Annotated in this window: 13 protein-coding genes; 8 read left to right on the top strand and 5 right to left on the bottom strand. The window is 37.2% G+C overall.

What is annotated here, in order from left to right; translation table 11 throughout:
• Window positions 1–5: 5 nt before the first annotated feature.
• From AC106K_RS27045 to AC106K_RS27030, 4 genes are all read left to right on the top strand, one after another.
• Window positions 6–935, top strand: a complete 930-nt coding sequence (locus tag AC106K_RS27045) for a 2-hydroxyacid dehydrogenase (RefSeq protein WP_482448724.1) — start codon at window positions 6–8, stop codon at window positions 933–935.
• A gap of 161 nt (window positions 936–1,096) precedes the next feature.
• Window positions 1,097–2,359: a serine hydrolase domain-containing protein gene (locus AC106K_RS27040; RefSeq protein WP_482448723.1), complete on the top strand. Its 1,263-nt coding sequence runs from the start codon at window positions 1,097–1,099 to the stop codon at window positions 2,357–2,359.
• Window positions 2,360–2,384: 25 nt separating this feature from the next.
• On the top strand, window positions 2,385–4,163 hold the full coding sequence (locus tag AC106K_RS27035) for an Ig-like domain-containing domain (RefSeq protein ID WP_482448722.1): 1,779 nt from the start codon (window positions 2,385–2,387) through the stop codon (window positions 4,161–4,163).
• Window positions 4,164–4,173: 10 nt separating this feature from the next.
• Window positions 4,174–4,632, top strand: coding sequence for a heme-binding domain-containing protein (locus AC106K_RS27030; RefSeq protein WP_482448721.1), 459 nt, complete (start codon window positions 4,174–4,176; stop codon window positions 4,630–4,632).
• Between the two features lie 89 nt (window positions 4,633–4,721).
• Here the strand turns inward: AC106K_RS27030 and AC106K_RS27025 are convergent, their stop codons facing one another.
• From AC106K_RS27025 to AC106K_RS27005, 5 genes are all read right to left on the bottom strand, one after another.
• Window positions 4,722–5,234: an NUDIX hydrolase gene (locus tag AC106K_RS27025; RefSeq protein WP_482448720.1), complete on the bottom strand. Its 513-nt coding sequence runs from the start codon at window positions 5,232–5,234 to the stop codon at window positions 4,722–4,724.
• A 39-nt stretch (window positions 5,235–5,273) separates the two neighbouring features.
• Entirely contained in the window at window positions 5,274–6,188 is a 915-nt protein-coding gene (xerD, locus tag AC106K_RS27020; protein WP_047097138.1) for a site-specific tyrosine recombinase XerD, read from the bottom strand.
• 6 nt (window positions 6,189–6,194) lie between these two features.
• Complete coding sequence (locus AC106K_RS27015; protein WP_047097137.1) at window positions 6,195–6,617, bottom strand: deoxycytidylate deaminase; 423 nt, start codon at window positions 6,615–6,617, stop codon at window positions 6,195–6,197.
• Between the two features lie 51 nt (window positions 6,618–6,668).
• Window positions 6,669–7,436: an enoyl-CoA hydratase/isomerase family protein gene (locus AC106K_RS27010; RefSeq protein WP_482448719.1), complete on the bottom strand. Its 768-nt coding sequence runs from the start codon at window positions 7,434–7,436 to the stop codon at window positions 6,669–6,671.
• A 105-nt stretch (window positions 7,437–7,541) separates the two neighbouring features.
• A complete protein-coding gene (locus AC106K_RS27005; RefSeq protein WP_482448718.1) occupies window positions 7,542–9,029 on the bottom strand; it encodes a catalase in 1,488 nt (495 codons plus the stop codon).
• A gap of 132 nt (window positions 9,030–9,161) precedes the next feature.
• On the opposite strand from AC106K_RS27005, the gene AC106K_RS27000 reads away from it, so the two are divergent.
• The 4 genes from AC106K_RS27000 to AC106K_RS26985 all read left to right on the top strand — a co-directional run bounded on the left by AC106K_RS27000 (window position 9,162) and on the right by AC106K_RS26985 (window position 12,989).
• Complete coding sequence (locus tag AC106K_RS27000; protein ID WP_047097134.1) at window positions 9,162–10,112, top strand: LysR substrate-binding domain-containing protein; 951 nt, start codon at window positions 9,162–9,164, stop codon at window positions 10,110–10,112.
• Window positions 10,113–10,344: 232 nt separating this feature from the next.
• Entirely contained in the window at window positions 10,345–11,625 is a 1,281-nt protein-coding gene (gene metK / locus AC106K_RS26995) for a methionine adenosyltransferase (protein WP_482448717.1), read from the top strand.
• Window positions 11,626–11,710: 85 nt separating this feature from the next.
• Window positions 11,711–12,202 (top strand): hypothetical protein, encoded by a 492-nt coding sequence (locus tag AC106K_RS26990; protein ID WP_482448716.1) that lies wholly within the window; start codon window positions 11,711–11,713, stop codon window positions 12,200–12,202.
• A gap of 196 nt (window positions 12,203–12,398) precedes the next feature.
• Complete coding sequence (locus AC106K_RS26985; protein WP_047097132.1) at window positions 12,399–12,989, top strand: RNA polymerase sigma factor; 591 nt, start codon at window positions 12,399–12,401, stop codon at window positions 12,987–12,989.
• Window positions 12,990–13,177 lie beyond the last annotated feature (188 nt).

The raw sequence follows: 13,177 nt of genomic DNA, 5'->3' as shown, positions 1-13,177 counted from the left end.
AAAAAATGAAAATTCTCCTTTTAGATAAAAACCACCCCCTTATCACCGAACAGCTTTTAGCAAAGAACTTTATATTGGAAGAAGACTTTACTTCCTCTTATGATGAGGTCTGTGATAAAATCGAAAATTATGACGGAATTATCATCAGAAGCCGTATTCCTTTAGATCAAAACTTTCTTGAAAAAGGAAAAAAACTGAAGTTTATTGCAAGAGTAGGTGCGGGAATGGAAAATATTGATATTCCTGTCGCTGAAAGACTGGGGATCCAACTGATCAATTCCCCGGAAGGAAACAGAGATTCCGTAGCTGAACATGTGGTAGGAATGCTGCTTGTCATTATGAATAGACTTTTTATTGCCTCTCAGGAAGTGAAAAACGGGATATGGAAACGCGAAGAAAACAGAGGCGATGAACTGTTGGGCAAAACAGTAGGGTTAATAGGGTATGGAAATATGGGGAAAGCTACAGCTAAAAGGCTTTCCGGATTTGGATGCAGAGTGATTTTCCATGATATTCTTCCCGGTCTTTCCGATGAATTTGCAACACAGGTTACGTTAGACGAATTAAAAGAATCTGCTGAGGTTTTAAGTTTGCATATTCCTCTGACTTCAGAAACTCATTATCTTATTGATGAAAAGTTTATTTCTGAGATGAAAAATGACTTCTATTTTGTGAATACAGCGAGGGGGAAAAATGTGAATACTAAAAGTTTAGTAGAAGCATTAAAATCAGGAAAGGTAAAAGGAACTTGTCTTGACGTTCTGGAATACGAAAAATCTTCTTTTGAGAATATAGAATCCGAGAATGAAGATCTGAAATACCTATTAGGTTCTGAGAAAGCCATTGTGACTCCGCATATTGCTGGCTGGACTCATCAGAGCAAAGAAAAGCTGGCACAGTTTATTGTGGATAAGATTGTAGCTACATATTGCTAATAAATAAAGCAGGAAAGAATAAAAAGGCAAATTTACAGAAAGTGAATTTGTCTTTTGTTTTCTATACTTCGCGCTCATTATGTTAAATTATTCATAATATCACCTTCATATTTATAATTTACTTTTGACTTTTACTAAATTGCCGCTCATTTTTGAATCTTATGAAGATGCGTAATTTAGTACTTGCTGTAACGGTCGCCTTATCCCTTTTTTCCTGTAAAAATAAATCTGAAGCCAAAGAGACTTCAGCTGAAAATACCACGAATCTTCCGAATTACGGGAATGTGGATTTAAGTCATGTTTTTACAAAAGAAGATGGGCAGCTTTCCAATAAAGAATCATTGGCTGGTTATATAGACCAGTACTATAAAAAAGTATGGGAAGGAGGAGACCTTAGCGGGGGAATTTTAGTAGCTAAAGGCGACGAAATTTTATATGAAAACTACAGAGGTTTCGGAAGGGAAGGCAATCAGATGCCAATCGATAAAAATACGCCGCTTCACGTAGCTTCAGTTTCAAAAACACTTACGGCTATGGCGATGATGAAGTTGGTGGAAGCTGGGAAAATAAAGCTGTCTGACCATCTTTCTCAATACTTCCCGGGGTTCCCTTATCCTAATGTTACAGTTCAGACTTTGCTGGACCAAAGAAGCGGGCTTCCGAAATACGAATACTTTATCACCAAAATACAGCCTGCACCGGCAGAACTTTCAAAACCGTTCATCACCAATCAGGATGTTCTGAATATGATCATCAAATACAAGCCTGATCTGGCAAGAGATACCGATACAGGTTTTATGTACTGCAATACGAATTTTGCTTTACTGGCATTGTTGATTGAGAAAGTAACAAAAACACCGTTTCCGCAGGCGATGAAAGAAATGGTTTTCACGCCGCTTAAAATGACCAATTCCTATATTTTCCAGGAAAAAGATATTCCTACCGCTTCACAGTCTTTCTATTACGGTGGAAATAAACTATACCCGTTGGATAGATTGGATCTGATCTATGGAGATAAAAATGTGTATACAACCCCTAGAGATCTATACAACTTTTCAAAAGCGATGTTCTCTAAGGATTTCCTGAAACCGGATCTTATGCAGATGGTTTTCACACCTTATAGCAATGAAAAGTCGGGAATGAATAATTACGGACTGGGATTCAGAATGAAGATATTTGATAACGGAGAAAAGCTAACCTATCACAACGGATGGTGGCATGGAACCAACTCAGTATTTGCGCACCTTCTCAAGTCTAAAGTGACCATTGTAGCGATCGGGAACAAATATTCAAACAAAGTATATACAGCATTGGCATTATCCGGATTATTCGAAGATTTCCCTTTACAGAAAGATAAACTTCATACGGTGATGAATGACAATAAAGATAGTTTGAATTCCGGACAGGAAGTTTTTGGAGAATAATGTTTACTTTTGCTTAAACATTTTCATGAAAAGGTTTCTTTTATTATTCGTTATCAGTTTTCTTGTACACTCCTGTGCAAGAGTAGGATCGCCTGTGGGTGGACCAAAAGATACACTGGCACCAAAATTTTTAAGTTCAAACATTGATACCACAAGGATTAATGTCAAAAGAGATATTCACGAACTCCGTCTGGATTTTGATGAGTATGTTACTTTAAAGGATATTAATAAAAACTTGATCATTTCGCCACCCATTAAAAATATCAAGAGGATTCTTCCGTCTAATATTGCCAATAAATTTGTCCTTATCCAATGGGCAGATACTCTTCAGGCTAATACAACCTATAATTTCAATTTTGGAAATTCAATTGTGGATAACAACGAGGCGAATATCCTCCGTTATTTCAATTTTGCATTTTCTACAGGAGATAAGCTGGATGATATGTATGTGAGTGGGGAAGTAAAAGATGCTCTGGCGATTAAAAAGAAGTCCGGAAATAACGAGAACAAACTTGTAGTAGGTCTCTATCAGCTGAAAGATACCATGAACTATAGACAAAAGCCATATTATATCACCAAAGTTGATGACGATGGCTATTATGAGCTGAATTATCTGTCACCGGGAAAATATAAGATCATTGCCTTTGACGATGATAATGGGAACTCGGTTTACGATCCAGGAAAAGAAAAAATAGGATTCCTGAAAGAGCCTATTGATGTTCAAAAATCGATCTCAGGATTGAACTTAAGTGTTTATCCTTCCAAAAAAGCCCTGAAATATTCTGAAATGAAAGAAACTGCAGGTGGAGTTGTAATGCTTTTTGAAGGCCATCCTGAAGAAGTGAAGGTGAAATCGCTGAGTGAAAAGCTGAAGGATATAAAAGTGACCCATAATCCGAAATCAGACTCTGTGAGAATATGGTTTGATGCGGTGAAAAGTGATGTAGGGCAGACCGCGAACGAGAAACTTATGTTCAGCCATAATATTGGTCCAAAAAAAGACAGTGCTTACAGTGTCTCTTTATTTTACAGGTATAACAAGAAGAATGTAATGGACCTTGACAGTGACAATGGTGGTGCTTCATTGCCTCCCAAAACAGATTTTAAAGTAGTGTCAAGCTATATTATTGATAAAATTGATCCGTCAAAATGGAAATTAAACGTTAAAGGAGACAGTTTAAATACAGTACCGTTTAAAGCCATTATTTCAGAAACCAATCCTTATCAGATTCAGGTTCAGTCAGACTTTATTATTGGTAAGAGTTATCAGTTGACAATTCCTAAGGAAACTGTATCTTCATTCTATACCAAAAATGTACAGTCAAAACGTTTTGATTTTGATATTGCTAAGGCAGATGAATTCGGAAGTCTAGAATTTACGCTGAAAAATGCTCCTGCTACCTATTACTGGATCCAGCTTCTGGATGATTCTGAGAAGGCTGTTTATCAGAAATATACAAAAGGGAGTGACGTGAAATTCAGTATCCTGAAGCCAGGTGAATATATTGTAAGAATACTTGTAGATAATAACGAAAATAAATATTGGGACGAGGCAGACTTTGCCAAAGAAACTTTTGCAGAAGATGCTTTTGTTTTCTATAAAAAAGCAGTGGTAAGAGGATTATGGGAAACCAGAGAAGAATGGGATCTGAAAGATACAAGAACATTTGATAATCCAAAAGGAACCCCTCCTCCCGCACCTGCAGTACCTCCGGCTGAGACTTCAAAAGAACCGGAAACAGTGAAGCAGGAAGCTAAAAAAGAACTGAAATCCAATACTGCAGTAATAACTCCGGTAAAATAAGTATAAGTAGATGAAGATGGTAAAAAAAATAATACTCTGGACTTTGGTAGCTTTCGCTCTGATCCAGTTTATACCTATTGACAGAGTGAATAAACCGGTTGATTCTGCCGTGAATTTCGTTGATTCGAGAAAAGCTCCGGAAAAGGTAAGGACCATGCTTAAAAATGCCTGTTATGACTGCCATTCCAATGAAACGGTTTATCCTAAATATGCTTTTGTAGCACCTATTTCATGGTCTGTAAAAAGCCATATCAATGAAGGGCGGGAGCATCTCAACTTTTCTATTTGGGGAACTTATAATAAGGAATTAAAAGAGAATATGCTGGATAGATCTATTGAGGCTCTTAAGCATAAGACAATGCCATTGCCAGGCTATATTGTTTATCATAAGGAAGCTAATCTTTCGGAAGCGGAAAGAACCTTGCTGATCCAGTATTTTGATGAAATGCTGAAGAACAAAACGTACTAGCTGTAAAAACAGTTTTTCTATTCCGAAAAAATAATAAATAAAACTCCCGCAGGATCTTCAGATCTGCGGGAGCTTTTTATTTACAAAAATTATTTCTTTATATACCCTTCAAAAAACCTCTTCTGAGAGTCAAAAGCAATCTCATCAAGGTCAAGTTCCTGTAAAGGGATCCATACCGCTTCTGAGATCTCTGAAAGTTCAAGATTGACCTCAAACTTCTCAGCAACATTATACTCGTAAAAGAGATCAATTGTGTTGTAATCAATTTCCTTATACTGGTAAACATTTGGAAGGCTTGTAAGGTATTTTAGGTTTGAAATATCAATATTCAGCTGTAGTTCTTCAAAGAGTTCTCTTTTGCAGGTTTCTTCCGCACTTTCTCTGGGATCAACAAATCCCCCGGCCAGATCCAGTTTTCCTTTTTTAGGATCTCTGTTTCTTCTGGTAAGGTAGATTTCATCACCACATCTGATGACAACGGCTACAGCACCTGCCACATTGTTGTACAAGGTAAAACCACATTCAGGACAGCTCCATTTCTTTTCACCGTCCCAATGTAAAGACTCTTTGCCACAGCTTGGGCAATATTTCAATAATTTCATCTGTTGATAGTATTTCTCAAAGATAAGACGAAACTTATCTTATTGAGCAATATTAATATTTCTAGGGTGATAACTCAAGATAACATCCCTTAGTTCTTCTGTCTTAAGATGCGTATAGATTTCCGTTGTGGTAATACTGGAATGTCCCAGCATTTCCTGAATATAACGAAGATCTGCCCCATTTTGCAGCAAATGCGTGGCAAAAGAATGTCTGAATGTATGTGGAGATATTTTTTTATTGACCCCTGCCTTATCAGTAAGTTCTTTAATAATAAGAAATACGATCACTCTGGACATGGAAGTTCCACGGCTGTTCAAAAACAGGGTGTCTTCATATTTCTTGTTGATCTTACCTTTGGAGCGTACCTCTTTAATATAGCTTTCTAATAATTCAGCTGTATAATCTGCCAAAGGAACAAAACGGGTTTTGTTTCCCTTTCCGTGTACTTTGATGTATTGCTCCTTGAAGTTGATATTGGAGATCTTCAGATCAATAAGTTCAGACACACGGAGTCCGCAACCATACAATACCTCGATAATGGATTGGTTTCTTTTTCCGAGATCTGTATTGACCTCAATGGCAGCAATAATCTTGTTGATATCAGGAAGGCTTAAGGTATCCGGTAAGTATAATCCGAGCTTAGGGCCTTCGAGTAGAGCTGCAGGGTTGTCTTCACGATATTCGTCCTCCAGCAGAAATTTGAAGAAGGCTTTGATGGAAGATATCCATCTTGCTTGCGATCGTTCACTGAATTTCTGTTTAGAAAGATTGAAGATATACTCCTGCAGGTTTTCGTAACCTATAGAATCCGGACCGACGTTTTCCAGATCCTCTTCTGCGTAATCTTTTAGTTTTTTAATGTCCCGAACGTAGGCGTCGAGCGTGTTGTCTGAAAAATTTCTTTCGAAACGAAGAAATATTTCAAAATCTTTGATCTTTTCATCCCAAGTCATTTGTGCTTATTTTTTTAGTTCACAGTCCGATATTTGTTCTATTTCAATATTATGGTTTCTCAGGAACGATATTCCATCGTCATCCGAATACTCATTAATGTACACCAGTCTTGTAATACCTGCCTGCAGGATCAGCTTGCTGCATTCCTTGCAGGGTGACAACGTCAGATATAACGTTGCACCTTTTGCAGATTGTGTGGAAGCGGCCAGCTTCAATATAGCGTTGGCTTCCGCATGCAATACATACCAGTGCGTTTTTCCCTCTTCATCTTCACAGCAGTTTTCGAACCCCATAGGAGTACCGTTATAACCATCTGAAATAATCATCCTATCTTTTACGATAAGAGCCCCTACCTGTTTTCTCTTACAGTAGGAGAGTTGTGCCCATTCCTGGGCCATTTTTAGATAAGCTTTGTCAAACTTATTCATACCGCAGCATTAGTTTTTTCGAAATAATTTGGATTAAAATCTTTTGAAAGATTAGAAGTTTGGCTTTCTTTTCTCAAGGAAAGCAGTCACTCCTTCTTTCTTATCTTCCATTTCAAAAAGCTCGCCGAAATACTTGATTTCAGTTTCAAAACCTTTATCCGTGTCAGATAAATTAACGGCATTAATAGCCTTGGATATTGCCATTGGTGAATTGTGGGCAATCGTGTTCGCTAATTCTTTCGTTTTGGTTAATAATTCTTCAATAGGGTATACTTCATTCACCAGGCCGATCTCTTTTGCTTTTTGAGCAGGGACCATTTTGGCAGAGAAGATCATTTCGTTGGCAATACCTTTTCCTACAAGCTTTGGAAGCCTTTGTGTTCCTCCGTATCCCGGGATTAATCCCAATGTTACTTCAGGAAGACCCAATCTGGCGTTTTCCGATGCATATCTGATATGGCATGCCATAGCAAGCTCTAAACCTCCTCCTAATGCAAAACCGTTTACGGCTGCAATGACAGGCTTAGATAGATTCTCAATTTTGTTGAACAATATATTCTGTCCGTTTCTTGCAAGTTCCTCAGCTTTTTCTTGTCCGAAATCACTGAATTCTTTAATGTCAGCTCCTGCTACAAAAGACTTTTCTCCGCTTCCGGTAAGGATAATTACCCTACAGGAATTGTCAGAAGCAAGCTCATCCAAAGCAGTACTGATCTCCTGAATTGTTTTTGCATTCAATGCATTTAAACTCTCAGGTCTGTTTATAGTAATGATAGATAATTTATCTTCCTTTTTTAATAATATATTTTCGTAACTCATTTTTCCACTTTAAAATATCATCCTTTGCAAATTATGAATTTTTTACAAAAAAAAGGAAAAAATATTATTTTTTTTTCCTTTTTTTTTATTTATTGTTCAATATGATTATTTGGAATGATTCATCATATTTGCATCAATATTCACGTTTAGCTGAGAAGCCACTTTCATGCCAAGCTCAATGTTGGCGCGGAAAAAGTGACATAACTGACGGTTGATAATTTCATCTTTTTTAGGCCCACTGATGCCTTTCATGCTTCCTACAATGTTTTGAATAAGTCTCTCTCTGTCTTCAGAATTCATTGCTTTTGAGTAAAGAAGCCCTGGTTGAGTGTAATGATCACTGTCGTTGTCATTCCTGTTGTAGTTGGCTACATGCGCACTGTCAAGCTCATATTCATAGTTTTTATAAGATGAATCCGGCTTGATGTCATCGAAACTGTTGGGGTAGTAATTCGGTTTATCCTGATACTCGCTGGAATCTGCCATATATCCGTCTCTCTGATAATTGTTAACAGCGAAAGGACATCTGTTTACTTCCAGTTGGTGAGCATTTACTCCTACTCTGTATCGGTGAGCGTCAGGATAAGAGAATAGTCTTCCCTGAAGCATTTTGTCCGGCGAAAAACTGATTCCATTGATCAGGCTGCTCGGTGAGAACGTAGATTGCTCTACGTGGGCAAAGTAGTTGACTGGAATTTCATTCAGTTCCATTTCCCCCACTTCAATCAATGGAAAATCATCGTGGAACCATACTTTGGTCACATCGAAAGGATTCCATCTGAAATCTTTGGACTCTTCTTCTGTCATCACCTGGATGTACATGGTCCATTTCGGGAAATCTCCGTTTTCGATTGCATTGCATAGATCTTCCTGAGCGAAGTCAGGATTTTCTCCTGCCATTTTTACCGCTTCTTCATCCGTAAAGTTTTTTACGCCCTGTTTGGTTTTAAAATGGAACTTTACCCATATTCTTTCGTTTTTATCATTGATCATAGAAAACGTATGAGATCCGAAACCATGCATGTGCCTGTAGCCGTATGGCGTTCCTCTGTCTGACATTAATATAAGAACCTGGTGAAGAGATTCAGGATTTAAACTCCAGAAATCCCACATCATGGTGGCGCTCTTCAGGTTGGTTTTCGGAACTCTTTTCTGAGTATGAATAAAATCCGGGAATTTTTTAGCATCCTTAATGAAGAAAACCGGAGTGTTGTTTCCTACAAGATCCCAGTTTCCATCCTCTGTATAAAATTTCAGTGCGAAACCTCTCGGGTCTCTTGCCGTATCTGCGCTTCCTTTTTCTCCGCCTACTGTAGAGAAACGGGCAAACATTCTGCATGAGTTTCCTACTTTTGAGAAAAGTTTTGCCTTGGTGTATTGGCTGATGTCATGCGTTACAGTGAAGGTTCCATAGGCTCCGCTTCCCTTGGCATGTACAATTCTTTCAGGAATTCTTTCCCTAACGAAATGTGCAAGATTTTCCTGAAGTACAAAGTCCTGCAGCAATACCGGGCCTCTTGGTCCTACCGTCTGGGAATCCTGATGCTCAAAATAAGGTGCACCGTTGCTTAACGTTAATTTTTTAGAATCCATATAATTGATGATTTGAATAATTGTTTTCTTTTTCTAAATCCAAGTGTAAAGGTAGTGAATATCAAATTTACCTGAATTTTTAATTGCTAATAACAAAAACGTTATATCTTTGTAATAGATAATATTAATCAAATGAACATTCAGCAACTGGAGTATCTTATCGCTGTAGATAAGTATAAACATTTTGGTAAAGCGGCTCAGGCCTGCTTCATTACCCAACCTACGTTAAGTGCCATGATACAGAAATTTGAAGATGAACTGGATGTGAAAGTTTTCGACAGAACTACTCACCCCATTCGTACTACAGATGTGGGGCTTCAGATCATTGATCAGGCGAAGGTGATCATAGAATCTGTCAATGAACTGAAAAACAAAGCCAACCTGTTGAATAATATTTTAGGAGGAACCATCAATCTGGGAATCATTCCTACCGTTTCTTCTTTCATTCTGCCTACGGAGATCTTTAAATTCCTTGAAGAAAATCCGAAGATTCAGATGAATGTAAAAGAAATGACAACGGATAATATTATTAAAGCTTTGAAAGCCGGGGAACTGGATGCAGGAATTATCTCTACTCCTTATGATACGGCTGACGAATTTTATCAGGACTTCCTTTTCAACGAAGAGCTGATGATCTATAGCTCCAATACTGAGGCGAACAAAAAGAATGCTTATATAATCCCTGAAGAGCTGAATGTAGAAAAGGTATGGTTACTTGAAGAAGGAAACTGCCTGAGAAATCAGTTTGAAAATATCTGTCATCTGAAAGAAAATACACTGAAACCTAAGAATTTAGATTTCCTGGCTTCCAATATCCAGACTTTGGTACATATGGTAGATAAAGTAGGAGGAATCAGTATTCTGCCTGAGCTTGCACTGAGCCAGCTTTCAGAAGAGCAGAAGAAGAATGTCTTCAGATTCAAAAAACCTTTCCCTTACAGAGAGATCAGTATTATTTATTACAAGCCTACCTTCAAGCAGAAGATCATTGATGAATTGGCACATTCTATCAAAAATTCTTTAGAGCTTAAGTTGAATTACCACGAAAGTCCGAAAGAATTTGTGAGCATCAAGCCACAATAATCAGAATGCTTTAAAGTGATATAAATCATTAATTTAAAGAAAAAAACAATTAGTAAACAAAAATTTTGAGTATTACAAAAATAGTGCTTAAATTTGCTGACGTTTATTACGAGGAAAAATTTGACCTGATTGCAACCTCTATAAAAAAATGCTAAAACAGTATTCTTTTTTCTGGGCAATTTTATTCATATTTTTCTTCAACACTATTTTTTTAATCTAAACAAAGAATAATATGTCTTATTTATTTACATCTGAATCCGTTTCAGAAGGACATCCGGATAAAATTGCCGATCAGATTTCCGATGCATTAATCGATCATTTTTTAGCATATGACAAGGATTCAAAAGTAGCTTGCGAAACTCTTGTGACTACTGGTCAGGTTGTATTGGCTGGAGAAGTAAAATCTGATGCTTACCTTGATGTACAGACGATTGCCAGAGAAGTAATCAACGGAATCGGGTATACAAAAGGAGAATATATGTTCAATGGAGATTCTTGTGGAGTAATCTCTGCGATCCATGAGCAGTCACCTGATATTAACCAGGGGGTTGACAGAGCTGTAAATGATGAGTCTTTTGAAGCGAAAGCAAATGCACAGGGAGCAGGTGACCAGGGGATGATGTTCGGGTATGCAACCAATGAAACGGCAAACTATATGCCTCTTGCTTTGGATCTTGCTCATACCATCCTTAAAGAGCTTTCTGCAATCAGAAGAGAAAATAAAGAAATCACTTACTTACGTCCTGATGCAAAAAGCCAGGTAACGATTGAGTACTCAGATGATCATAAACCAATCAGAATCGATTCTATCGTAGTTTCTACTCAGCATGATGACTTCGGAACAGAAGAAGAAATGCTGAACAAGATCCGTGAAGACATCAAGAACATCCTTGTTCCTAGAGTGGTTGCTTTACAGACAGAAGAGATCAAGGCGTTATTTAACGATCAGATCAAATATCACATCAATCCTACAGGTAAATTTGTAATCGGTGGTCCTCACGGAGATACCGGTCTTACAGGTAGAAAGATCATCGTTGATACTTACGGTGGTAAAGGAGCTCACGGTGGTGGTGCTTTCTCTGGAAAAGATCCTTCAAAAGTGGACAGAAGTGCTGCCTATGCAACAAGACACATTGCTAAAAACCTTGTAGCAGCAGGTGTTGCTGATGAAGTGTTAGTACAGGTTTCTTATGCGATTGGTGTGGCTGAACCTTGTGGTTTATACATCAATACTTACGGAACTGCAAAAGTTGATCTTCACGATGGTGAAATCGCTAAAAAAGTGTCTGCGATCTTTGATTTAAGACCTTATGCAATTGAGCAGAACTTAAAATTGAGAAACCCTATTTATCAGGAAACAGCTTCTTACGGACATATGGGTAAAGAGCATTATGTAGCTGATAAAACATTCAACAAAGGGCATAAGAATGAGCTTACGTTGGAAGGTCTTGAATTCTTCACATGGGAAAAATTAGACAAAGTAGAAGAAATTAAAGCCGCTTTCGGAATTTAATTTTTTCTTCTGAACAAATATTATGAACTGCTTTACCTTCCGGTAAGGCAGTTTTTTTTAATTTTACACCTTAATAAATTGAGAGATGATGAATTTTCGAACAGCAGTTGTAATTCTTTCCGTATTTTTTCTGAGTACGCTGGCAAAAGCCCAGTATACAATGCATAAAATGATCAGTGTAGGGTATACCTATCAGAATCAGAGTTTCGGTGAAATAGGCGGTAAATTGCTATTTCTTAAAAATGATGATGTCATTTACAGATTGGGGGGCTCTGCCTTGATGGGCTCTGCTGATTCCAAATTTGCCATTATGCCGAAGCTGCAGGCAGATGTATTGCTCAATTTTGAAAAGAATGTAGACTTCTATCATTCCTATTACTTCCTGGCAGGAGTAGAAGGGACTAATAAATACATTGCACCGAAAATAGGAGTTACCCTTTTTGGAATGCTGGACCTTACCGGAGGCTATGCTTTTCCTATCGGAGATACCCGATTGAACGGAAAAGAAATGAAAGGTCTGAATATTAATTTTACATTAAATATCCCTACTGTGTTTATTCATGACATGTTTAAGTGATTTTTTTTAAATTTTTCTTGTGAAAATTTAATAATAGGTTAACAGTTATTAAAAAATTATTATATTTACACCATAATATAAGTGTACCGCCTATTGATGAGACTCTACTCTGAAGAACTGTTTTGTATATACAGCAAAAGCCAGATGAAATATCTGGAGGAATGCCTGTCTGCAAATATTTATATTGAGAAGAGTTATGAAATCAAAATCGGATAGTTTACTAATTTCGCTTTACCAGAAAGGCGACGAGGGCGCATTGTCAACCCTTATTCATCGCCATCAGAGAGAACTTTTTACATTCATTTTTTACAAAATTAATGATGAAGATTTAGCCAACGATATTTTTCAGGATACCTTCATGAAAATTATTGTAATGCTGAAAGAAGGGCGTTATAACGAAGAAGGAAAATTTATTCTTTGGGCAAAAAGAATTTCCCACAATCTGATCATCGACCATTTCAGATCAAAAGCCAAAAATATCAAAGTTTCGGAAACAACATTTGAGACAGATGAATATTCTATTTTTGATCTGATCAGAGAGCCTTCAGAAAATATTGAAGATCAGTTGGTGAGTAACCAGATCCAGGAAGATCTGTTGAGGATGCTTCAGTTTCTTCCTCTGAATCAGCAGGAAGTAATCAAATTAAGATTTTTTGACGGGCTGAGCTTCAAAGAAATTGCGGACCATACGGATATGAGCATCAATACCACCTTGGGAAGAGTACGCTATGCTCTTATAAACCTGAGAAAAATCATGGATGAAAATAACATAATATTAACAAGATAGATAATATTTCGTAAAATTTCACGTTTTAAGGAAAACATACTTCGCTTATGAAAAAAAATGACTCCTTAAAAGTGAAAACTTTGAAACCTAAAAAACAAACAATTGATTTTTTGCTGAATTTTTCCAAAAGCCTTGAAATTGTGAAAAGCAAGAGCAAGAATTATCCTATTTCAAAAAATTAAAATGAC

The organism is Chryseobacterium sp. FR048, from assembly GCF_056844665.1.
The sequence above is the reverse complement of the archived record's forward strand: the minus strand, read 5'-3'. Positions and strand labels throughout refer to the sequence as shown.

What these genes read in the sequence shown, in the direction of transcription:
- AC106K_RS27045 (WP_482448724.1), top strand. Translation starts at nt 6, where the DNA reads ATGAAAATTCTCCTTTTAGATAAAAACCACCCCCTTATCACCGAACAG.
- AC106K_RS27040 (WP_482448723.1), top strand. Translation starts at nt 1,097, where the DNA reads ATGAAGATGCGTAATTTAGTACTTGCTGTAACGGTCGCCTTATCCCTT.
- AC106K_RS27035 (WP_482448722.1), top strand. Translation starts at nt 2,385, where the DNA reads ATGAAAAGGTTTCTTTTATTATTCGTTATCAGTTTTCTTGTACACTCC.
- AC106K_RS27030 (WP_482448721.1), top strand. Translation starts at nt 4,174, where the DNA reads ATGAAGATGGTAAAAAAAATAATACTCTGGACTTTGGTAGCTTTCGCT.
- AC106K_RS27025 (WP_482448720.1), bottom strand. Translation starts at nt 5,234, where the DNA reads ATGAAATTATTGAAATATTGCCCAAGCTGTGGCAAAGAGTCTTTACAT.
- xerD (WP_047097138.1), bottom strand. Translation starts at nt 6,188, where the DNA reads ATGACTTGGGATGAAAAGATCAAAGATTTTGAAATATTTCTTCGTTTC.
- AC106K_RS27015 (WP_047097137.1), bottom strand. Translation starts at nt 6,617, where the DNA reads ATGAATAAGTTTGACAAAGCTTATCTAAAAATGGCCCAGGAATGGGCA.
- AC106K_RS27010 (WP_482448719.1), bottom strand. Translation starts at nt 7,436, where the DNA reads ATGAGTTACGAAAATATATTATTAAAAAAGGAAGATAAATTATCTATC.
- AC106K_RS27005 (WP_482448718.1), bottom strand. Translation starts at nt 9,029, where the DNA reads ATGGATTCTAAAAAATTAACGTTAAGCAACGGTGCACCTTATTTTGAG.
- AC106K_RS27000 (WP_047097134.1), top strand. Translation starts at nt 9,162, where the DNA reads ATGAACATTCAGCAACTGGAGTATCTTATCGCTGTAGATAAGTATAAA.
- metK (WP_482448717.1), top strand. Translation starts at nt 10,345, where the DNA reads ATGTCTTATTTATTTACATCTGAATCCGTTTCAGAAGGACATCCGGAT.
- AC106K_RS26990 (WP_482448716.1), top strand. Translation starts at nt 11,711, where the DNA reads ATGATGAATTTTCGAACAGCAGTTGTAATTCTTTCCGTATTTTTTCTG.
- AC106K_RS26985 (WP_047097132.1), top strand. Translation starts at nt 12,399, where the DNA reads ATGAAATCAAAATCGGATAGTTTACTAATTTCGCTTTACCAGAAAGGC.